Origin of the sequence: Collinsella sp. CLA-AP-H1 (assembly GCF_040092945.1) — a bacterium.
Classification (GTDB): Bacteria; Actinomycetota; Coriobacteriia; order Coriobacteriales; family Coriobacteriaceae; genus Collinsella.
Genome location: NZ_JBBNKO010000012.1, coordinates 31187 through 52902 on the forward strand (window position 1 = coordinate 31187; position 21716 = coordinate 52902).

Consider the following 21716-nt stretch of genomic DNA (forward strand, 5'->3'; position numbering starts at 1 on the left):
CCAACGTGGCAATCGTAGCAGAACGAAATGCGAGGCACATCGCAACCCATCTAATACGTTATATAAGTGGTATTAGGAATGATGCGCAGCATTTAAGCCTCAGGTGGTTGTCGGGACATAGGGATAGTATTCAAAGCGCAGTGTCATAAGCCGCTGCGGGGATTCAATAGCCGCGGCGATGATATTGGCATCGCGGGCACGATCAAACCCTTCGAGCTCGATCTGGTACGAGACGTCTTGCATAATGTCCAGACGTCGCCAGGTTAGAAGTGTGTCGCCATCGAATTCCAGGGTCTTGCTTCCGTTTGCGGCAACGGCGTATAGACGCAGCTTGGCGGTGGTTGCAGGGTCGACAACTGTGACCTTTTTAATTTCGTTTCGAGTATTCTTGGCGCCCAACAAGGTGAGCAGTGTTGGGGCCACGACCTCGCCCGATGGCAAAAAGACGACTTCGATGGATTCAGGAAATGCGATGATAGCCGACTTGCGGACGGGCTGATTGGCGGCGGCAACTTCGATGTTCGCAGCGTCGATGACCTCTGTGTGGTCGAGCGCGGCAAGCACGCAGCAGTTACCTTCATCGATCTCTTGAGGATCAGCAAGCCCCAGGCTGTCCGCGAGCTCGGGATCGTTTGGATCGGTAGCGGGCTCATTCGGTGCTTCGAAAGAAGCTGGGACGCTGTTTGTCGGCGACGGCGTGTCGCCCGCACCTGCTTCTTTATCCGCGCTCTCTTCTTGTATGGTTGCGTTGATGGGTTCGTCGTTTGGGGGGAGCGTCTTGGCGTCAAGCGCGGAGGGGAGAATTCCGATGGCTCCGGATCCGTTCCACTCCATTTCGAGAAGCGCCGGGTCGGCAAGAATTCGTTGCCTGCTTTGCGCGTGGGCATCGATTTCAATAGGGCCTGCCTCTATCCCTCGTGTAAGGCTGAGTGATCCGGCTGGTTTCTCGAAATGAGCGTCTGTGTCTTTGGCGCCGACGGCGTAGAACAGCAGGGACGCTTCTCCCGCCGCGATGGCATCGGTGCCGGCTTTGGTCAGCCGCAACGATGCCGTGAATGAGAGGGTGGGCTGCGTGTCGTCTGCATTCGCGGCGGCGCAGCCCAGCCATATACCGCCTCCTTTCTCAAAAAACGTACCGTCGAAGGCGACCTTCGCTCCGTTCGCCGAGTCATCGACCGAAGCGATGTCGATGCGCAGCTCTAAATTGCATGGATCGCCATCTGCATCGAGCACAACCGAGCGCCACGTGCAGACGGCGCACCCCGCCTGGGAGCCGTTTGCCTTGTTCGAACGCTTGATATCCACGACTATCGAGCCGTCCGTATTACGACGAAGGCATCCCGAGGTTGAGATCACGGCCTGTGCGATCGAAAAACGCTCGCACGCAATGGCGCTCGACGGATTTGGTGCGGAACTTAGGGCTACTGGTAAGGAGTCTGCCATGACGGGAGTCGCCCAAGCGGCGACAGGCGTTCCGGTTGCGAGCGCGCCGCAGAGTGCGACGACGGGCAAAAGGTTCTTCGATGCCATGGGGTCTCCTTAGCTAATTTTGTGCGGCCTGTCCGTGTTTTGTTTCTGGCTGCGTTTGATGTGCAGACCGAGGCCGGCGGTTCCCGCGCCTGCTGCTGTGGCGCCTGCTGCCAAGAGCCATCGTCTGTCGCCTGTCTGCGCCAACGGTTCCTCGCGGTCGCCGCGGTCGAGCTCCGAGAGGTCGACCGTCACTTGCGTGGCGGCCTGCGCCTGTTCTTGCTGGGCAAAGGCCATGGCTGGCCCAAACGCTAGGATGCTGACGGCGGCGGCCAGGGCGACGGCCTTATGCCGTGTGCGCACCGGGCTCGACCGTCCAGGTGATCGTCGCAACCTGATCGCCTTCGCCGGTTACGCGGAAGATGTCGCGCGTGACGCGGGCGACGTTTCCGCTTGTCTTGAGCTTGATTTTGTCCGTGCCGCCGGCAATGCCCTGGTAGCCCATGTCGAAGGCTGCATTCTTGGAAAGATCGAGGCCCGTCCCTTGCGCGGCGGCGCTGGCGTTCTGGAGCGCGCCGTCGGGGCCGACCTTAAAGTCGATGGAGTTCTGCGCGGTTCCGGCCTTGGCGTCGGCGGCAATGGTCCAGGTGTTCATGGCGTCGATCTTCATGTTGGTGACATGGATGCCGTAGGCCGAATGATTGTCGATGGTGGTCGCGTCTTCTGAGGGACCCTGAAGCGTGCCGTCGGCCTTGGCGACGAAGGGAATAACCGTCGGAACTTTGAACTCAACGTTGTCGATCTCGGTCCTGACCATTACTTTCGTGGTTCCAACGCGCCCGGCTGCCATAGCTGGCGTCGGGGCGGCGCCCATTGCGAGCGCGAGCGCGAGCCCTGCGCCCACGACGAGCGCTCTGGCTCCGTTCATGTTCCTGGTGATGTCCATGGTCGTTCCTTTCTATTCGCCGCGGGCCGTCCCCGCGATGATTGGACGAATGCTGGTGAATTGCGTGCGGTGCCGCGTCGGCCGGAAAGCTAGTTCTCGGCTTGCTCAACCCGTACCTTGACACGTGTCGGATTGCCGTGGCTGTCGAGGGTCTTTGCATCGAGTGCCTGGATCTCGATGTACGCCTCGCCTTCTTTGATGTCGCCGGCGGGGCACGTCTCGATTGTCTTGCCGGTCTCGACCACACCGGATTCGTACATGGTCTCGTCGTTTTGGATGACGCGGAATCGCTGGGGAAATTTATTGTCTTGGACGTTTTGCACGTTGACGCGCAGCTTGCCGTCCTCCTGCAGCTGAGCGACCGGCGCGACCGAAATCGTCATCATGTTGTCGCGGACGATGGCGTCGAGCTCATCTTGGATTTCCTGACGCGTTTTGCCCTCGGCCGTCGTGACCGAAGCGCCCGCCTCGGGTACGGGCTGCGACTGCCAAGCGTATAGTCCTACGGCGACAAGGGCGCAGACGATGGCCAAGCAGGCAACGATGAGCTTCTTGCGACGACCCAGGCCTGCAAAGTGGGGTGGCTTCTTCGCGCTCATGCGGCATCCTTGGCGGTATAGACGCGCGCAAAGGTGGACGGGTCCGCTCCAAAGAGCATGTGAAGCATCAGACGGCGCGAGTAGACGAGCTCGTCGAAGTCGGGAGGGAGCTCGATGTCGTGGATATGCGCGATGTGGTGGGCGAGCGCCGAGAACGACTCGGGGTCGCAGATCACATCGGTGGTAACGTGGTAGACCGTCGTATCGGGGAATGCCTCTTCGTCGAAAGGCAGGAGATGGGGATCGTCGTCGACTTCGATGGCGATGCCGTACTGGGGCCAGTAATATGCCATGGGAACCTCCCTGCTTCTGGGCCAAAACTTCTATCGGTTTCGGCTGTCGACGCCGACCGTATCAGCCGCTACTTGACCAATTTCTGACCAAATGCTTGACGGATTGGCGTCTCCGCAGGTAAAAGGCGGCAAAAAATACTCCAACTTTTTTCGAGCGACAATCGCGCGGTCGGCGACGGCGGGGCCATATGTGTCAAAAGCATCGTCTGCCGAGGAAATCAAGCCGCTCGCCGAATTGCACGAACGTAAAAAACGCCAATTATGGAGACGGTCTCGAACACGTCGACGAAACGATGCGGTAACATCTCCCTGCAAACACTGTAGTTAGCTAAAGGGGGAGTTCGCGTGTCTGCAACCATCAAACCCTTCACCGACGAGTTCGAAGAGTATGGCCGCGATGAATCTCGCGCATCGGGCGAGGCCTCGAGCATCTCGTTTCCGACAACGGAAAACGAGGTCCGTGCCATTTTGGAAAAGCTCCATGTCGAGCGTGTTCCGGTAACGGTTCAGGGCGCCCGAACCGGCCTTGCCGCCGGCGCCGTGCCCCACGGCGGGCATATCCTCAATACTTCCCGTATGAATCGCTATTTGGGCTTTCGCCGCGATGAACAAGGCCAATTTCTGCTGCGCGTGGAGCCGGGCGTTGTGCTCTCGGAGCTGCGCAAGCAGCTGAGCAAGAAGGTGCTGCCGACCGCTGGTTGGGACCAGGCATCGCTTGAGGCCTACGAGGAGTTCCAAGAGGCTCCCGAGCAGTTTTTTCCCACCGATCCCACCGAGGCGTCTGCCTGTCTGGGCGGCATGGCGGCATGTAACGCCTCCGGTGCCCGCAGCTACGCCTACGGCCCCATGCGCCCACATATCACGGGACTCCACGTCGTGCTGGCTGATGGCGATTTGCTTGAGCTTCGGCGCGGCGAGGCTTTTGCCCAGGGCCGCCACCTGTCGCTCGTGACGGCAGCGGGCCGTACACTCGAGCTCGATCTTCCCGGCTATACCATGCCCAAGACAAAAAATGCTTCGGGCTATTTCGTTGCTGACGATATGGATGCCATCGATCTGTTTATCGGTGCGTGTGGCACAATCGGCGTCATCACCGAGCTCGAGATTGTCCTGCAGGCGGCGCCTGCGGTCGTTTGGGGCGTGAGCTGCTTCTTTGACAGCGAAGACAAGGCCGTGTCCTTCACCGATTCTGTGCGTCCCGTCCTGTCCCACGCGGCTGCCATCGAATATTTCGATGCGGGCGCCCTGGATATCCTGCGTCGTCAGCGTGAGCAGTCGACCGCGTTCGCCTCGCTGCCGTCGCTCGACAAAGAGGCCAAGGTCTGTGTCTACATGGAGCTCGACTGCGATGACGAAGTTCAGGCGACTGAGGAGCTGTATCACTTGGGGTGGGTACTGGAGCTTGCGGGCGGCAGTGACGATGCGACATGGGTCGCGCGCACCGAGGTCGATCGCGAGTGTCAGCGATTCTTCCGCCATGCGGTCCCCGAGAGCGTCAACATGCTCATCGACGAGCGCCGCCGCATGGATCCCACCATCACCAAACTGGGCTCGGACATGTCGGTGCCCAACGCACGCTTGGGCGATGTCATCGCCCTTTATCGCCGCACGTTGGCCGAAAGTGGGCTTGAATCTGCCGCCTGGGGGCACATCGGTAACAACCATCTGCATGTGAACATTCTGCCGCGCGATGCGCAGGATTATCGCCGCGGCGGAGAACTCTTTGCCCAGTGGGCTTCCGAGGTCACGGTCATGGGCGGCGCCGTCTCCGCAGAACACGGCGTCGGCAAGATCAAGGCGGGCTTCTTGGAGACGATGTACGGTCACGAGGCCATGGTCGAGTCGGCGCGGCTCAAGCTCCAGCTCGATCCTGACGGGCAGCTGGGTCGCGGTAACCTGTTTTCGGAGAAGCTCTTGGATGAGCTCGTTCAGAAAGGGGGCGCGTGAAGATGAGCGATTTCCATATGGTGGTGTGCGTCAAGGCCGTGCCGGGCAGCACCGAGGTCAAGATGGACCCCAAGACCAATACCATCGTGCGCGATGGCAAGCAGGCGGTCATTAATCCCTTTGATGCGAGCGCTTTGGAATGCGCGCTGGCGCTGAAGGACGACTTTATCGGCTTTGGCATGGATGTGCGCGTGACGGTGGTGTCGATGGGCATCCCCGCGACCGAGTCGCTGCTGCGCGACTGTATCGCCCGCGGTGCCGACGACGCGCTGCTGCTGACCGACCGAGCCTTTGCGGGCGCCGATACCCTAGCCACCACCTATGCCCTCAAATGCGGTATCGAGGCGCTCGATGAGGACTTCGACCTGCTCATCTGCGGCAAGATAGCAGTGGACGGCGATACGGCCCAGATCGGCCCCGAGCTTGCCGGTGCCTTTGAGATCCCCTGCGTGACCGACGTGAGCTGCGTGCAAAGCGCGGGCTTTACGACGTGTGGCTCGCTGGCGCTCGTTCACGGATGCGATGCCGGCGAGGAGACGGTGTACCTTGAGATGCCGTGCGCGATGACGACCGCCAAGGAGATTGGCCAGTTGCGTATGCCGAGTATTGCCGGTATTCGCGCGGCAGAGGAGGCGGACGTGCGCGTGGTCAGTGCCGCCGACGTGAACGCCGATTCCTCGCGTTGTGGCCTTGCCGGATCACCGACGCAGGTCGTGCGCTCGTTTGTGCCCGACCGTGATCAAACGTGCGAGGCCGTTGAGGGAACGGCGTCCGAGCAGGCGGTAAAACTTGCCAAGATTATCGAGGGGATGGCATAGATGAGCGGACTGATTATCGATAGCGAAGCCTGTATCGGCTGCGGTCGCTGCGTTCGCGCCTGCGCCTCGGGCGGCATCGTAGTGGAAGGCGAGCGGCCCAACCGTTGCGCCCGCGTAACCGACGGCTGCATCCTATGCGGCGGATGTGTCGACGTCTGCCCCGTCAACGCTATCTCGATCGAGCGTGACGAGGCCGCTGGTGCGGTGGACCTTGATGCATATCGAGACATTTGGGTATTCGCGCAGACCGACGAGCACGATACGGTGACTCCCGTTGCCTATGAGCTTATGGGCAAGGGGCGCGAGCTTGCCGATGCTCGCGGCTGCCGTCTGGTGGCACTGGTCGGCATGAGCCCCGAGGGCTCGCTCGGGGACCTGGAACATCTGGTTTGCGCGGGCGCCGACGAAGTCCTGGCCTGTCGCGACGAGCGTCTGCGCCAAAACGATGCGGAGGTCTACGCCCACTTGATCTGCGATTTGGTAGCCGAACGCAAACCCGAGGCCATCCTATACGGTGCGACCGCTTTTGGTCGCGAACTGGCACCCGGCGTTGCCGTGCGTTTGCAGACGGGTCTTACGGCCGACTGCACCGTGCTTTCGATGGATGCGGAGACGGGCCTACTGCAGCAGACGCGCCCGGCGTTTGGCGGCAACTTGATGGCCACCATCATTTGCCCCAACCACCGTCCGCAGATGGCAACGGTGCGCTCCGGTATCTTTAAGGCTCCCGACTTCGACTACGGCCGCTCCGGCACGATCACCCAGATATCACTTGCGGATGATGCTAAGGCTCGTGTCGAGATCTCGATTCCCGCCGAGGAGTGGGGACAGCAGGCTTCGATCGCCGATGCCGAGCGCCTGGTCGTGGTGGGTCGCGGCATTGGTTCCAAGAAGAATCTGCCGCTGATGCGAAGGCTCGCCGAGGCTCTGGGAGCCGAGCTTGGCTGCACGCGACCTGTCGTGGAGGCCGGCTGGCTGGAGTATCGCCATCAGATTGGCCAGACGGGCGTATCGGTTTCGCCCAAGCTTCTCGTGAGTATCGGTGTTTCGGGCGCCATCCAGCATCTTGCCGGCATCGGTGGGGCTGAGTGCATTATCGCCATCAACGAGGACCCGGATGCCCCCATTTTTGGTACTGCCCAGTACAAGGTTGTCGGCGATGCCGTCGAGGTCGTCGAGGAGCTGCTGGCTCAGCTTGAGCGCTAGGCGCGCGCCAGCCAGTCGCGCATCTTGTCCTTAAGGCGGCTCCAAGTTGCCTGCGTGGCGGGGTCGGTAAAGGGCCGCGTGATGCCAAAAGGCGCGTCGAGCAGGCGGTAGATATTGCCCTGCTCGCGCGCCAGCGCGCGGCTCGCTGGATAGACGAGCTCAAACATAAAGCAGATGAGCCCCACCAGGTAGTCCGCCGGCTCGTTGCGCTCGTCGCGCGCGACGCAGCGGTGCTCGTCAAAGGCGGCAAGTGTCGGCGACGAGAAACGGCTGCCGAGAAACGTCTTCTCGTCCACCTTGAGGATGGTGTCGACGGTGCTGTCGGCGATGGTACGCATAATGTCGATCTTGTCGCCATCGCGCACGATATCGCAGAAGCTCCGCGTGCGCTCGTCGAGCTGCGCGGGTAGACGGAAATCGCTGTGATAGGCAATGCTCGCTCGGATGAGCTCATCTTCTGCCGGGTCATCGATAAAGTCGCGGATGCTCGTTACGGCGGGTGCATCGGCGGGATTCTCGCCAAAGAGGATCTCGATGCCCAGCACCGCATGGCTCATGCTCTCGGCGTCCTTAAAGGTGTCCCAGCGTCGCAGCTGCTCAAAGCGGCCCATATCGTGCAGCAGGCCGCAAAGCCATGCCAGGTCAATATCTTCTGACGACCAGCCCTGCTCGCGCGCTACGGCATCGCATGCCTCGGCCACGTGGTACGTATGCTCGATTTTGAGCGCGATGCGTGGGTTGGTGGCGTCGTAGGCATCGGTGTAGCTTTTGAAGGCCGCGCGCGCCCGGTCTCGATCGATAGCTGTCATAATGACTTCCTAAAAAGTTGTGTCTTTCGATCCGGTGGCAATTGTAGGTGAACTCGGTTGCTGTCGGATGATGATTCTGCCGTATCGCTACATGCGGCTCGGAGACCTTGTCAGGATGAGAAGCGTATGGTGCTCAAAATCGTTAGAACCGTCTGGCCGGTGATGCTTACCTATGTTGCAATAGGCGCGCCGTGCGGAATGATCATGGGGCAGACGGGAATGGAGCCCTGGATGGTCTTTGTCCTGAGCAGCACGTTTGTGACGGGCAGCGGGCAGTTTATGATCTGCAACCTGTGGCTGGCGGGTGTGCCTGCAGCATCGATCGTCGCGAGCGTCGCCGCAATCTCCTCGCGCTTTGCGCTTTACTCGGCATCGATCGCGCCGCATCTGAGGGGTGCCTCGAAGCGTCAGACGCTGGCTGTTGCCGCGACACTTACCGAGGAGGCATACGGCATCTCGCTTGCCAAGTTGGTTGAAGGGGAGGATTGGGGCCCGCGTGAGTCCTTCGTGCTCAACGTGATCCTTATCGCAACATGGGGCGTTTCGTGTACGACGGGCGCCATCGTCGGAGCCGTTGTCGATGTTCCCACCGCCATTGCAGCCTTTGTCTGCACCTCACTCTTTATCTGCCTGCTCTTTTCGCAGCGGCTGTCGCGCGGCAACGTTGTCGCGGCGGTTTCGGGCGCGGTGTCCGTCGCCGTATGCAAGTTCTTGGGCCTCGTGAATATTGCCGTGCCGGCAAGCGTCGTGGTCGGCATTACCATTGCGCTGGCGTGCGATGCTGTATTTGACGGAAGAGGTGCCCGCGATGCCCGTTAACGAGTTCTTGGTTCTGTGGCTGTCGTCGTGGGCTGCTATCGCGTTCTTTCGCATCGCGCCGGCGTTCGCCTTGCGCGGGCGGACCCTGTCGCCCCGCATTACCGAGGCCCTGGGCTATATCCCGCCCGCTGCCTTTGCCGCGCTGGTCGCCAACGACTTGGTGAGCCCCGGCGCGTTCGACGCGGGACTCTGGCCTGCCTTGGTTCCCTGGATTGCGGCCGCCGGCGTCGTGGTCGTGGCGGTCAAGACAAAATCGATGCTGTGGTGCTGCGTCTCGGGCATCGTACTCTATATCGTCTTGAGCCTTATATAGGGGTGGCGTCGCGGGCGCCGAATCTCGTTCCATCCCAACTTGTCGAATTTTTCACCGAGCTGGTCTATTTCTTCTGGTACCATGGTCAAACTTTACTGTAGCAAAGCGTGACGTGGGCTTTTGTACCCCGTCAGCGGAAATGGGGGTTTCATGGCACAGGAAGCGACCGCCAACGAGCAAAAGAAATTCAGGGTCCCGCGCATCCCGGGCGACATCATGATCTATCCGATGATCGTCGGTCTTTTACTCAACACCTTCTGCCCGCAGGCTTTTGAGATCGGCGGCTTCTTTACGGCTGCCTGCCGCGGTGGCTCCAATACCATCGTTGCCGCGATCCTGCTGTTTGTGGGCGCCGGCATCAGCTTTAAGTCCACGCCGGGCGCCATCAAGACCGGCATCGTCGTGCTGATTCCCAAGCTTGTTGTTGCGGCCGCCCTTGGCTTGGGTGTGGCATATTTCTTTAACGACAACTTCCTGGGCCTGAGCTCCGTGTCTATTATCGGCGGCATCACGTTTTGCAACATGGCGCTTTATACGGGCATCATGGGCGAGTTCGGCAATGAGTCCGAGCAGGGCGCCGTCGGTATCCTGTTCTTTACGGCCGGCCCTGCCGTCACCATGATCATCCTCGGTGTTTCCGGCCTTGCCAACATCCCTGTCGGTACCATCATCGGCTCCATTTTGCCGCTCGTTATCGGCATGGTTCTGGGCAACCTGTTCCCGTTTATCAAGAACCTGCTGGTTCCCGGTGCCAATCCCGCGATTGCCGTCATCGGATTTCAGCTCGGTGCGTCCATGAGCCTGTCGAGCTTTATCACCGGCGGTATTTCCGGCATCTTGCTGGGCCTTGTCACGCTGTTTGTCGTCGGTTCCATCACCTTTGCGTTCGAGCGCCTGTGCGGTGGTAACGGCAAGGCTGCCGTGGCTTGCTCCACCATCGCCGGCACGGCTATGACCACGCCGGTTGCTCTCGCCGAGGTCGCGCCGCGCTACGCCGAGCTTGCACCCACCGCGTACGCCCAGATCGCCACTGCCGTTATCATCACGGCAATCATGGCTCCGATTCTGACCGGCTGGGTCGACAAGAAGTTCTGCCAGGGCAAGGAGGACCTGTCGCCTGCCGGTGTCGAGGCCATCGAGGAGGCCGTCGCGACCGACATCGACGGCGAGTAACGGCCGTTACCGATAATTGATTCCGGCGTGCAATTCGCGCCGTCCGAGCGCCCGAACAGAAACTGTTTTGCAGTGATGTTCGGGCGCTTTGCTATGATTCCCTTTACCCCTGCGGAGTAAAGGGGTGTTTATTGCCCTGATTCGAATTGGGCGATTCTGACCATTCGGATATTGAAGGGATGGCGTCTAGTGGTTAAGGCACTCAAGATTGAGATATTCCTGCTATGCATGATTGTTCTTATCGGGCTTGCCGCGCGAAGTCGTCGCTCCTTGTTCTCGAGCACCCTGCAGCTATTGTTTAGCATGCTTGGCTACACCTCTGCCGCGTACATATTATTCGATATGATCTGGACGCTTTCGGATGGTGCGGACGGCACGTTGGGTATTGCTGCCAACTGGATTTCCAACGCGGTTTCGTTTTCGCTCTTTGCTATCGCGTGTCTCATTTGGTTTATCTATTCCGAGACGATGCAGGGCTCTCGCCTTGTGACCTCGCGCTATAGGGTGGTGCTTGTAACGTTGCCTACGGCTCTGGTGGTCGTGCTGGCTTTCACCAGTTACTGGACGCACGCCTTGTTCTATATCGATTCGCAGGGCGTGTATCGTCGCGGCTTTGCCTATATGATCCAGCCCATTGTCAGCTACTGTTACGTTATACATACGTCCCTGCATGCGTTTGTGCAATCTCGTAGGGTCGAGAGCCTGCAGACGAAGGCTATCTATCGAACCTTGGCATTTTTCGCCATTCCGGCCCTGGTGGGCGGTACCTTTCAGATCGTATACTCGGTGCCTGGCCTTTGTGTCGGCATAATGATTAGCATGTTACTGCTCTATATCATCTGCCAGGAGCAACTGATCTCGACTGACCCGTTGACTGGACTCAACAACCGCAACCGTTTTGAGACCTATATGCTGTCGCTCTTTTCAAATGTGGATCAGGCCGAAGATGTATATCTGCTTATGATGGACGCTGACGGCTTTAAGCAGATTAACGATCGCTATGGACATGTGGAGGGCGACCATGCTCTTCAGGTTGTTGCGACGGCGCTCAAGGATGTCTGCTCGGCGTCTGGTGGCTTTATCGCGCGTTATGGTGGCGATGAGTTCGTGGTGCTCCAAAAGGCAGCGGCGGAACAGGATATCATGCATCTGTGCGCGACAATCAACGACGAGCTCGCGCATGCCGAGGTGCCGTATGCATTGCGGATGTCCATCGGTTGCGCGCGGGTCGGCGATAGTGTTGATACCTGGCAAGACTTACTTCGCGCTGCCGATGCGGAGCTCTATCGCGTCAAGGCCGAGAAAAAGAAAGCCGGCGTACAAATACGCTAGAAAAGGGGCATACGACCGTGTTTGGTCGTGCGCCCCTTTTGCGTTTGTGGGGGGGCCACCGGCCATAATGCCCAGGCGCGGTGCGGCAAGACGGGCGTCTGCCGCCGCGACTCGGTACGAAATCAACGAGAACCAGTGTGCTCCATTAAGCTAAAGTATGCGAATGCCCTCCCTAAAAAGGTGAGCTCGCTAGGCTTTTTTGGGTTTGTTGACGATGATGATGCCGCCGCAGACCAACAACAGGGCAACGATGACGGTAACGGGGCTCGTGCCCGCGCCTTCGCCGAGCAGCAGCGCGCTCAGCAGCACACCAAAGACGGGGTTCATAAACCCAAAGACCGAGACGCGGCTGACGGGGTTGACGGCAAGCAGGCGCGACCACAGCGAGTAGGCGACCGCGGAGATAAGCGCCATGTAGATGATGAGCGCGATGGCGGGGGCAATCGCCGTGGGGGAGAGCGCGCCACCCATCAAAAAGCCGATGGCGGTGAGGACAAGGCCGCCGACCAAGAACTGCCACCCGGCAAGCAAGACGCCGTCGTGCTCGCGCGAGAAGATGCCAATCAGGCAGGTCGAAAGGGCACCCGCGACGGTGGAGGCTAGGATAAAGCCCTCGCCATCGAGCCTGAAGCCAAAGGTGCCATCTGCGCCCGAAAGGTTGACGAGAGCGACGCCGGCAAAGCCCAGCGCACAGCCAAGCACCTTGGCCGTATTGAGCTTCTCGGTGCGAAACGCCAGGGCGGCAAAGAGGATTGCGAGGAAGTTGGCGCTGGCCTCGATGATGGAGCTCGACATGGCGCTGGCGCGCGAGAGGCCCAGATAGAAAAAGAAGTACTGCCCGATAGTCTGGAAGAGCGACAAGACAAAGATGGGCTTGATGTCGCGAGCCTGCGGAATGAGGGGGCGGCGTTGGGCCGCACTCATCCCAACGATAACCAGGGCGCCGGCAAGCGTGAAGCGCAAGCCCGCAAAGAGCAGCTGCGAGGCGCTATCGTGCGCTGGGATACCAAAGAGCGCGTAACCGATCTTGATACAGGGAAAGGCCGATCCCCAGAGTGCACAGCAGACGAGGCAGCCCAGGATGAGTCCGGGCAGGGTGGCGAGATACGGCTTGCGGCTTTCCATGATGTCCTTCCTACATGCGCGAAGCAAAAAAGAACCCGCCACCGGATGTGCTGGTGGCGGGTGTTGTTACCCGAAGGGATTGTACCCGATGGGAAAGGTTTAAGCGAAGTAGGCCACGCCGCTCTCGAAGATCGGCATGAACTTATCGCCGGGGACATGCTCGGGCACGTTGCGGTACAGGTTGTCGCCGCGACGCTCGGCATGGCCCATCTTGCCCAGGACGCGGCCGTCGGGGCTCGTGATGCCCTCGATGGCGAGTGCGGAGCCGTTGGGGTTGACGGAAAGGTCCATGCTGGGCTTGCCGTTCTCGCCCACGTACTGCGTGGCGACCTGGCCGTTGGCGATCAGCTGGGCGAGCACTTCGTCATTGGCGACAAAGCGGCCCTCGCCGTGGCTGATGGCGACGGTGTAGGGGTCGTCCAGGCTGCACTGCGACAGCCACGGGGACAAGTTGGACGAGATGCGGGTGCGCACCAGACGGCTCTGGTGGCGACCGATGGTGTTGAACGTCAACGTGGGCGCATCGGGCGTGGCGTCGACGATGTCGCCGTAGGGCACCAGGCCGAGCTTGATCAGGGCCTGGAAGCCGTTGCAGATGCCCAGCATCAGGCCATCGCGGGCCTTGAGCAGGTCGCGGACTGCCTCGGTGACCTCGGGAGCGCGGAAGAACGCCGTGATGAACTTGGCAGAGCCGTCGGGCTCGTCGCCGCCCGAGAAGCCGCCGGGGATCATAACGATCTGGCTTGCACGGATGCGGCGGGCAAGCTCGTGGGTGCTCTCGGCGACGGCCTCGGGCGTGAGGTTGTTGATCACGAAGGTGTCGGCCTCGGCACCGGCGGCACGGAAGGCGCGGGCGCTGTCGTACTCGCAGTTGTTGCCGGGGAACACGGGGATGATCACGCGCGGGCGGGCGATCTTGGCGCCGCCGTACACGTGGATATCCTTGGCGCGGAAGTCGATGGTCTCGACCTCGGGGGTCTCGCCGGCGCTGCGGTAGGCGAAGACGCCCTCGATGCCGCTCTCCCAGGCCTCCTGGAGCTCGGCGAGCTCGATGACCTCGGAGCCGGTGTCGATGACATAGCCCTCGACGGTGGTGCCCAGGGGCTCGACGACAACGCCGTCGGCGACCTCGGGCAGCTCGGCGTCCTCGGCGAGCTCGACGATAAAGCTGCCGTAGAGCGGGGTGAAGAGGCTCTCCACGTCTACATCCTCGGCAAGCTCGATACCGATCTGGTTACCGACGCACATCTTAAAGAGGCTCTCGGCGCCGCAGCCGTAGCCGGGCGTGGATATGGCCAGGGCGTTGCCGGTAGCAGTGAGCGCCTCGACGGCGTCAAACGCGGCGAGCAACTGCTGGGCGTCGGGACGGTAGTCCTCGCCATAGGTGGCGGGGGCGATGCGGACGACGCGGTGCGTGAGGCCCTTGAACTCGGGCGAGACGGCGCGGGCGGCCTTGCCTACGGCGACGGCGAAGCTGATCAGGGTCGGCGGAACGTTGAGCTCGCCGGTCTCGTCCTCAAACGAACCGCTCATGGAGTCCTTGCCGCCGATGGCGCCGGCACCCAGGTCGACTTGGGCCATGAGGGCGCCCAGGACGGCTGCCGTGGGCTTGCCCCAGCGCTCGGCCTCGGTGCGCAGACGCTCGAAGTACTCCTGGAAGGAGAGATAGGCGCGCTTGTGCTCAAAGCCGGCAGCCACGAGCTTGGCGATGGACTCGACCACGGACAGGTAGGCGCCCGCAAACTGGTCGGCCTCCATCAGATAGGGGTTGAAGCCCCATGCCATGGCACTCGCCGTGGTGGTCTCGCCGTCCACGGGGAACTTGGCGACCATGGCCGAGCTCGGGGTGAGCTGCGTCTTGCCGCCAAAGGGCATGAGCACGGTTGCGGCACCGATGGTGGAGTCGAAGCGCTCGGAAAGGCCCTTGTTGGAAGCGACGTTGAGGTCGGTGACGAGCGAGGTCATGCGCTCGGCAAGCGTGGTGCCGGCCCAGCTGGGCTGCCACACGCTACGGGCGCACACGTGGGCGACCTGGTGCTTGGGTGCGCCGTTGGAGTTGAGGAACTCGCGGGACAGGTCGACGATGGCGACGCCGTTCCAGGCCATGCGCATGCGCGGCTCGGCGGTAACCTCGGCGATAACGGTCGCCTCGAGGTTCTCCTCGGCGGCGTAGCCCATGAACTCCTCGACGTCACCGTCGGCGACGGCACAGGCCATGCGCTCCTGGGACTCAGAGATAGCGAGCTCGGTGCCGTCCAGACCGTCGTACTTCTTGGTCACGGTATCAAGGTCGACATACAGGCCGTCGGCAAGCTCGCCCACGGCGACCGAGACGCCGCCGGCGCCAAAGTCGTTGCAGCGCTTGATCAGACGGCAGGCGTCGCCGCGGCGGAACAGGCGCTGCAGCTTGCGCTCGACAGGGGCGTTGCCCTTCTGGACCTCGGCACCCGAGGTCTCGATGGACTCGGTGTTCTGGGTCTTGGAGGAGCCGGTGGCGCCACCGATGCCATCGCGGCCGGTGCGGCCGCCCAGCAGGATGATCTTGTCGGTGGGGGCGGGGCACTCGCGACGAACGTGGTTTGCCGGGGTAGCGCCCACGACGGCGCCAACCTCCATGCGCTTGGCCACGTAACCGGGGTGATAGAGTTCGTTGACCTGACCGGTGGCAAGGCCGATCTGGTTGCCGTAGCTGGAGTAGCCGGCGGCGGCAGTGGTCACGAGCTTGCGCTGCGGCAGCTTGCCCTCGAGCGTCTCGGAAACCGGGACGGTGGGGTCACCGGCGCCGGTGACACGCATGGCCTGGTACACGTAGCTGCGGCCCGAGAGCGGGTCGCGGATGGCGCCGCCCACGCAGGTGGCGGCACCGCCGAAGGGCTCGATCTCGGTCGGGTGGTTGTGGGTCTCGTTCTTAAACAGGAACAGCCAGTCCTGGTCCTCGCCGTCGACATCGACCTTCACCTTGACGGTGCAGGCGTTGATCTCCTCGGACTCGTCGACATCGGTCATGACGCCGGTCTTCTTGAGGTACTTGGCGCCGATGGTGCCCATGTCCATGAGGCAGACGGGCTTGGCGTCGCGACCGAGCTCATGGCGCATCTCCATGTAGCGGTCGAAGGCCTGCTGCACCACGGCGTCGTCGATCGTCACGTCGTCCAGGACGGTGCCGAAAGTGGTGTGGCGGCAGTGGTCGGACCAATAGGTGTCGATTACGCGGATCTCGGTGATGGTGGGGTCGCGGTCCTCATCGCGGAAGTACTGCTGGCAGAAGGCGATGTCTGCCTCGTCCATGGCAAGGCCGCGATCGGCGATAAAGGCGGCAAGGCCGGCCTCGTCGAGCTTGCGGAAGCCGTCGAGCACCTCGACGGGCTGGGGCTCGGGAGTCTCCATGTACAGCGTCTCGGGCAGGTCGAGCGAGGCGATGCGGGCCTCGACGGGATTCACCACGTAGTGCTTGATGGCCTCGATGGCGGCCTCGTCCAGAGCGCCCGAGATCATATAGACCTTGGCGGAGCGCACGGCGGGGCGCTCACCCTGGCTGATGAGCTGCACGCACTCGCTGGCGGAGTCGGCGCGCTGGTCAAACTGGCCAGGCAGGAACTCGACGGCAAAGACGGCGCCATCGCTTGCGGGGAGTTCGTCGTAGGTCACATCGACCTGGGGCTCGCTAAAGACGGTCGGCACGCAGGAGCGGAAAAGCTCCTCGTCGATGCCCTCGACGTCGTAGCGGTTGATGATCCTCAGGGCCTCGATGCCCTTGATGCCGAGAATTTCGGTCAGCTCGCCCTTGAGCTGCTGAGCCTCGACGTCGAACCCGGGTTTCTTCTCCACGTAGATACGAGAGACCATTGGTTCCTGCCTTCCTGATCGGTTGGGCGTACGGTACGGTATGCGGCAGCGGTCGGTTTGCGGGGTCTGCCCTGCGGTCGCCTTGAGCCACATGTTTGTAAACCTCACTATGATACGACAGCTCGCGGCGCGTTGAGGACGGCGAGGGTGCTACAGTGAAGCGCAAACAAGAGAAAGGCATCACATGGCATTCGTTTCGCTCGCCATCATCGCACTCGTGGCCTTTGCGAGTCCTTTTATCGCCTCGGCGATTCCCGGAAAACCCGTTCCCGAGACGGTCTTTTTGCTCGTGCTCGGCGCGGTGCTGGGACCCCATATGCTCGGCGTCATCCATGTAGATGCTGAGGTCTCACTTGTGTCCGAGCTGGGCCTGGCCTTTTTGTTCCTGCTTGCCGGCTTTGAGATCGACCCCAAGAGCATCACGGGCGTCGAGGGGCGCTACGGCTTGGCGACGTGGGTCGTCACGTTTGGTATCGCCTGGCTTGCCGTGCGCTTTACCCCGTGGTTCTCAGTCAGTCATTTCGACGGTATCGCCGTGACGCTTGCCCTCACTTCGACGGCGCTCGGTACGCTCGTGCCCATTATGCGTGAGCGCTCGCTCACCGGCACGCGCGTGGGCGACTCGATTCTCGCGTATGGCACTTGGGGCGAGCTCGGTCCCGTGCTCGCCATGTCGGTGCTGTTGTCTGCCCGCACTGGCATCCAAACGCTCGTTATCCTTGGCTTGTTTGCGGTGGTCTGCGTGTTGCTGGCCGTGGTCCCGAGCCGCTCCAAGCGCGTCGGCAGCCGCTTCTTTGCGTTTGTCGAGGAACGCGCCGATACCACGTCGCAGACCTTCGTGCGCCTGACGGTGCTCATCCTGGTCACGCTCGTGGCGTTCTCGGCTGTCTTTGATCTCGACATCGTGTTGGGTTCTTTTGCCGCCGGCTTTGTCTTGCGCTACATCATCCCCGAGGGCAACCATACGCTCGAGACCAAGCTCGATGGCCTGGCCTACGGCTTTTTGATTCCGGTATTCTTTACCGTATCGGGCGCAAAGATCGATCTGACGGCCGTGGCGTCGCGCCCGGGTCTGCTCGTGGGCTTTATCGTGGCGTTGTTGATTATTCGTGCCGTTCCCATTCTCATCTCTATGAGCATTTGTCCTGCGACGCGCGATGTGTCGGCGTATGGTCGCATTACCGTGGCCCTGTACTGCACCACGGCGCTGCCGATCATCGTTGCCGTGACGAGCGTTGCCGTCAACGCGGGCGCGCTGTCACAAGATATTGCGTCGGTCATGGTTGCCGCCGGTGCCATTACGGTGTTCTTGATGCCATTGCTCGCGCAGCTCTTTTACCGCGTGGTCGACGCCGCGCCGGTCGCCGCCGTGGCAGAGGTTGCCGAGCATCCATCCGATGCGTTCGACATCCTGCGTGCCCATCACGATTTGGCGAGCCTGCTCGCACGCGAGCACGAGCTGCTGACCTCGCATGGTCACGGTCGCGTATTCGAGGGCCTGCCTACGCTCGATACGATTGCCGAGCGTCTTTCCGCCGAGGCGGCGAGCGGCCATATCGATGCCCGTATTGTGGACGCGGCGCATCTTCTTGCCGATAAGACCTATGGAGACGAGGTTGACCCGTCCGAGCTGACTCCGCGCGAGCGTCGCCGCCTGGAGCGCGCCAAGCTCGCCGTGCGCGAATACCGCCGCCGCATGCTGGAACTCTATGCAAGAGAAGAAGCCGAGGACGACGACGGCAGGTAGCCAACGCCGCCGCGGAAAATGCATCCCGGAATTGGCGTCCAGAGTGGGACGCGTTTTCCGCGAGAGGCCCGTTACGGAAAGCGTGTCCCAGAATCCGCGCCCAGAATGGGACATAGTTTCCGAAAGAAGGCCCTGAGGGGAGCTTCGCCCCGTTCTGAGCTGAAATACCGGGACGCAGCTTCCTTTACAAACAGAACAAGGCGCGCTGCCTGCGGTTGATGCAGGCAGCGCGCCTTTTGCGTTGGGCCTCGTTGAGGTTCGAAGTAGTGGACTAGTTGGCCATGACGCCTTCGGTCCAGGCCTCGACGTCCTCGATGCGCAGGACGTTGGCGACTTCGGCCACGCAGTCGACGCTGGCAAGCTCGGCGGCGGCAGCCTGGACGTCCTTCTCGAGCGCGCGATGCGTCAGGAAGATGACCGAGCAGGCATCGTTGACGCCCGACTTGCCGTCCTCGACCTGGTTGATGAGCGAGATCGAGATGTTGTGCTTGGCAAAGATGTCGACTGTCTCGGACAGGGCGCCCACGCGGTCGGCGACCTTCAGGCGCACATAGTACTTGGTCTGGAGCTCGTCCATAGGCTTAAAGGCGAGGTTGTGACCATAGGGCTCAATCTCGGGTAGCGGAGCCACGCCGCGGCTGATCTGCTCGGAGAGCGACAGGATGTCGCCCACGACGGCGCTCGCGGTGGGGAAGGAGCCTGCGCCGGCACCGTAGAACATGGTCTCGCCCACGGCGTCGCCTACCACGTAGACAGCGTTCATGGCGCCGTTGACCTTGGCGAGCATGTGATCGGCAGGGATCAGCGTGGGGTGCACGCGAACGTCGACGCCGGCGTCGGTGTTGCGGGCGATGCCGAGCAGCTTAATGGTGTAGCCGAGCTCGCGGGCCTGGGCGATGTCCTCGGCGCCGATGGTACGGATACCCTGCTGGTAAACATCGTCGGTGGTAACGCGGGTGCCAAAACCGATGGAGGCGAGGATTGCCGTCTTGCTGGCGGCATCGAAGCCGTCGACGTCGGCGGACGGGTCGGCCTCGGCATAGCCCTTTGCCTGGGCGTCGGCGAGCACGTCGGCGTAATCGGCGCCCTCGGCGTCCATGCGCGACAGGATGTAGTTGGTGGTGCCGTTGAGAATGCCGGCGATGGTCAGGATCTTGTTGCCCACCAGGTCGTGCTCGAGCGTGCTGACAATGGGGATGCCACCGCCGCAGCTGGCCTCGCACTTAATCTGCACGCCGCACGCGCGCGCCTTCTCGGCAAGCGTCTCGACGTGACGGCCCAGCAGGGCCTTGTTGGCAGAGACGACGTGCTTGCCGTGCTCAAAGGCAGTGGTGAAGATTTCGGTTGCGGGATGCTCGCCACCGATCAGCTCGACGACGATGTCGACGGCGGGGTCGGTGACGACATCGTGCCAGTCGCTCGTAAAGGCCTCGCGCTCAATGCCTGCCGCCTCGGCCTGCTCCCAGGCAAGCGCGCAGGCGCGGGTCAGCTTAAGGTCGATGCCGTAGGCGGCCAGGTACTCATCGTGGTGGCTCTTGATCAGACGGGCCACGCCGCCGCCGACGGTTCCCAGACCGATCAGACCGACGTTCACGGTGCGCAGGGGTTCGCTCATAGATAGCTCCTTCGTGCATCTTATGGATGGATTAACCGCTTAAAGGTTGAGTGCATTCTAGCGTGAACCGAGGGCGCGTGCTCGCCAGGCAACAGGAGTCGCACAAAACGGCACCCCCGAAACGCTGCGGAAACATTGGAAACATGCTCGCTACAAACGGAACTCCGTAACAAACTGTCAACGTTTGCGCCATAAGGTTTGCCCCGTACCGCAAGACGGCCGCGCTGCGGCCAGCGAAAAAAAGGGGGACACCATGTTCAACATCAACAGCACGCTCAGCCGTAGGAACTTTCTCGCCGGCGCTGCGGCGCTCGGTAGCACCGCAGCACTCGCTGGTTGCTCGTCGGGTGGCTCGGACGGCGGCTCCGCCGATGACGGCAAGACCTTCAAGATCGGTGTCATCGGCCCTTTGACCGGCGCCGCGGCAACCTATGGTGTCTCGGCCGAGAAGGGTGCCAAGCTCGCCGCCAAGGATTTCTCGACCAAGGACCTCAAGCTCTCGCTTAAGTCCGAGGATGACGTCGCTGACGGCGAGAAGGCCATCAACGCCTTCAATACCCTGTGCGACTGGGGCATGCAGGCTCTCGTCGGCCCCGTCACGACTGGTGCCGCCGTTGCCGTCTCGGGCGAGATTGCCGACGACATGCTTATGGTCACGCCTTCGGCCTCGTCGCTCGACGTCACCAAGGACAAGACCACGGTTTTCCAGGTTTGCTTCACCGATCCCACCATGGGCGCCAGCGCCGCAAAGTTCTTGGCCGAGAAGTACGCGGATGCCAAGATCGCCCTGTTCTACAACTCCGGCGATACGTATAGCTCGGGCGTTGCCGACGCTTTTGCCGAGCAGGCCAAGGCGTCCAAGCTCGACATCGTCGATACCGAGACCTTTAAGGACGACTCTTCCACGAGCTTTACCAACCAGCTCACCAAGGCCAAGGAGTCCGGCGCCACGCTCATCTTTGCGCCGATCTACTACACGCCGGCGTCCGTTTTGCTCAAGAACGCCAAGGACATGGGCTACGACATGACCCTCATGGGTACCGACGGCATGGACGGCCTGCTTTCTGTGGAAGGCTTCGATACCTCTCTTGCCGAGGGCGTACTGCTCATGACCCCGTTTTCGGCTGACGATGAGAAGAATGCCGACTTCGTCAAGGCCTATAAGGATGCCTACGACGAGACGCCCAACCAGTTTGCCGCCGACGCCTACGATTGCGTCCACGCCATCGCCGAGGCCATCGACAAAGCGGGCATCGACATTACGGCCGACGGCGCCGACATTGCCGGCGACCTTGCCCGTGCCATGCGCAAGATCAAGATCGAGGGCCTGACGGGCGAGCTGACGTGGAATGACAAGGGTCAGGTCGAAAAGCCCGCTACGGCTTATGTAATCCAGGACGGCAAGTACATCGCCGCCTAAGTGCATATAACGAGACCGGTGGGGCCGTTTTATGCAGGGCAAGGACGCCTGTAACAGAACGGAAACATTACTTTCACACAATAAAGTGGCTAAACTGCATAAACCGACAGGAATACGCAGAATTATGGATAAATGGGCAAAACAAAAGAAAAGTTGAAATAATCGCCACTTTTCTCAACTAAAGCGTCTACTATTTTGCGAACGCCGAACACGGCGAAGGATGGCCTGTCGGGTAACCGAA

18 protein-coding genes are annotated in these 21716 nt (G+C 61.4%); 9 read left to right on the forward strand and 9 right to left on the reverse strand.

From position 1 onward, the window contains the following. Nucleotides 1-99: 99 nt before the first annotated feature. The 5 genes from AAAV44_RS07405 to AAAV44_RS07425 all read right to left on the reverse strand — a co-directional run bounded on the left by AAAV44_RS07405 (nt 100) and on the right by AAAV44_RS07425 (nt 3305). A complete protein-coding gene (locus AAAV44_RS07405; protein ID WP_349115212.1) occupies nt 100-1530 on the reverse strand; it encodes a hypothetical protein in 1431 nt (476 codons plus the stop codon). Nucleotides 1531-1539: 9 nt separating this feature from the next. After that, nucleotides 1540-1764: a hypothetical protein gene (locus tag AAAV44_RS07410; protein WP_349115213.1), complete on the reverse strand. Its 225-nt coding sequence runs from the start codon at nt 1762-1764 to the stop codon at nt 1540-1542. 49 nt (nt 1765-1813) lie between these two features. Further along, a complete protein-coding gene (locus tag AAAV44_RS07415) occupies nt 1814-2413 on the reverse strand; it encodes a hypothetical protein (protein WP_349115214.1) in 600 nt (199 codons plus the stop codon). A gap of 89 nt (nt 2414-2502) precedes the next feature. Next, nucleotides 2503-3012: a hypothetical protein gene (locus AAAV44_RS07420; protein WP_117746254.1), complete on the reverse strand. Its 510-nt coding sequence runs from the start codon at nt 3010-3012 to the stop codon at nt 2503-2505. Further along, on the reverse strand, nt 3009-3305 hold the full coding sequence (locus AAAV44_RS07425) for a hypothetical protein (protein WP_035137058.1): 297 nt from the start codon (nt 3303-3305) through the stop codon (nt 3009-3011). The genes AAAV44_RS07420 and AAAV44_RS07425 overlap by 4 nt, the downstream gene beginning before the upstream one ends. 345 nt (nt 3306-3650) lie before the next feature. On the opposite strand from AAAV44_RS07425, the gene AAAV44_RS07430 reads away from it, so the two are divergent. From AAAV44_RS07430 to AAAV44_RS07440, 3 genes are read left to right on the forward strand one after another with little or no spacing between them, the layout of a single operon-like run. Further along, complete coding sequence (locus AAAV44_RS07430) at nt 3651-5252, forward strand: FAD-binding oxidoreductase (protein ID WP_349115215.1); 1602 nt, start codon at nt 3651-3653, stop codon at nt 5250-5252. Between the two features lie 2 nt (nt 5253-5254). Next, nucleotides 5255-6070, forward strand: a complete 816-nt coding sequence (locus AAAV44_RS07435) for an electron transfer flavoprotein subunit beta/FixA family protein (RefSeq protein WP_349115216.1) — start codon at nt 5255-5257, stop codon at nt 6068-6070. Next, complete coding sequence (locus AAAV44_RS07440; protein WP_349115217.1) at nt 6071-7276, forward strand: electron transfer flavoprotein subunit alpha; 1206 nt, start codon at nt 6071-6073, stop codon at nt 7274-7276. Here AAAV44_RS07440 and AAAV44_RS07445 read toward each other — a convergent pair. Further along, nucleotides 7273-8085, reverse strand: a complete 813-nt coding sequence (locus AAAV44_RS07445; protein ID WP_349115218.1) for an HD domain-containing protein — start codon at nt 8083-8085, stop codon at nt 7273-7275. The two genes, AAAV44_RS07440 and AAAV44_RS07445, sit on opposite strands and share 4 nt — an antisense overlap. A 162-nt stretch (nt 8086-8247) precedes the next feature. On the opposite strand from AAAV44_RS07445, the gene AAAV44_RS07450 reads away from it, so the two are divergent. The 4 genes from AAAV44_RS07450 to AAAV44_RS07465 all read left to right on the forward strand — a co-directional run bounded on the left by AAAV44_RS07450 (nt 8248) and on the right by AAAV44_RS07465 (nt 11722). After that, a complete protein-coding gene (locus tag AAAV44_RS07450) occupies nt 8248-8904 on the forward strand; it encodes an AzlC family ABC transporter permease (protein ID WP_349115234.1) in 657 nt (218 codons plus the stop codon). Beyond that, nucleotides 8894-9217, forward strand: a complete 324-nt coding sequence (locus tag AAAV44_RS07455; protein WP_035137063.1) for an AzlD domain-containing protein — start codon at nt 8894-8896, stop codon at nt 9215-9217. The genes AAAV44_RS07450 and AAAV44_RS07455 overlap by 11 nt, the downstream gene beginning before the upstream one ends. 150 nt (nt 9218-9367) lie before the next feature. After that, nucleotides 9368-10390 (forward strand): 2-keto-3-deoxygluconate permease, encoded by a 1023-nt coding sequence (locus AAAV44_RS07460; RefSeq protein ID WP_349115219.1) that lies wholly within the window; start codon nt 9368-9370, stop codon nt 10388-10390. A gap of 189 nt (nt 10391-10579) precedes the next feature. Continuing rightward, nucleotides 10580-11722, forward strand: a complete 1143-nt coding sequence (locus AAAV44_RS07465; RefSeq protein WP_349115220.1) for a diguanylate cyclase — start codon at nt 10580-10582, stop codon at nt 11720-11722. 189 nt (nt 11723-11911) lie between these two features. Here AAAV44_RS07465 and AAAV44_RS07470 read toward each other — a convergent pair whose 3' ends face one another. Then, nucleotides 11912-12847, reverse strand: coding sequence for a DMT family transporter (locus AAAV44_RS07470; RefSeq protein WP_226790398.1), 936 nt, complete (start codon nt 12845-12847; stop codon nt 11912-11914). 99 nt (nt 12848-12946) lie between these two features. Further along, the gene (locus tag AAAV44_RS07475) at nt 12947-16693 is read right to left on the reverse strand and encodes a phosphoribosylformylglycinamidine synthase (RefSeq protein ID WP_349115221.1); all 3747 of its coding nucleotides are present in this window, start codon (nt 16691-16693) and stop codon (nt 12947-12949) included. 184 nt (nt 16694-16877) lie between these two features. Here AAAV44_RS07475 and AAAV44_RS07480 point away from each other — a divergent pair, with 184 nt between their 5' ends. After that, the gene (locus AAAV44_RS07480; protein WP_349115222.1) at nt 16878-18440 is read left to right on the forward strand and encodes a cation:proton antiporter; all 1563 of its coding nucleotides are present in this window, start codon (nt 16878-16880) and stop codon (nt 18438-18440) included. Nucleotides 18441-18711: 271 nt separating this feature from the next. Here the strand turns inward: AAAV44_RS07480 and AAAV44_RS07485 are convergent, their stop codons facing one another. After that, nucleotides 18712-20055 carry a homoserine dehydrogenase gene (locus tag AAAV44_RS07485; protein WP_349115223.1) on the reverse strand — a complete coding sequence of 448 codons (1344 nt, stop codon included), beginning with the start codon at nt 20053-20055 and terminating at the stop codon, nt 18712-18714. Between the two features lie 253 nt (nt 20056-20308). Between AAAV44_RS07485 and AAAV44_RS07490 the strand changes: the two genes are divergently transcribed. Continuing rightward, nucleotides 20309-21475: an ABC transporter substrate-binding protein gene (locus AAAV44_RS07490; RefSeq protein WP_349115224.1), complete on the forward strand. Its 1167-nt coding sequence runs from the start codon at nt 20309-20311 to the stop codon at nt 21473-21475. Nucleotides 21476-21716 lie beyond the last annotated feature (241 nt).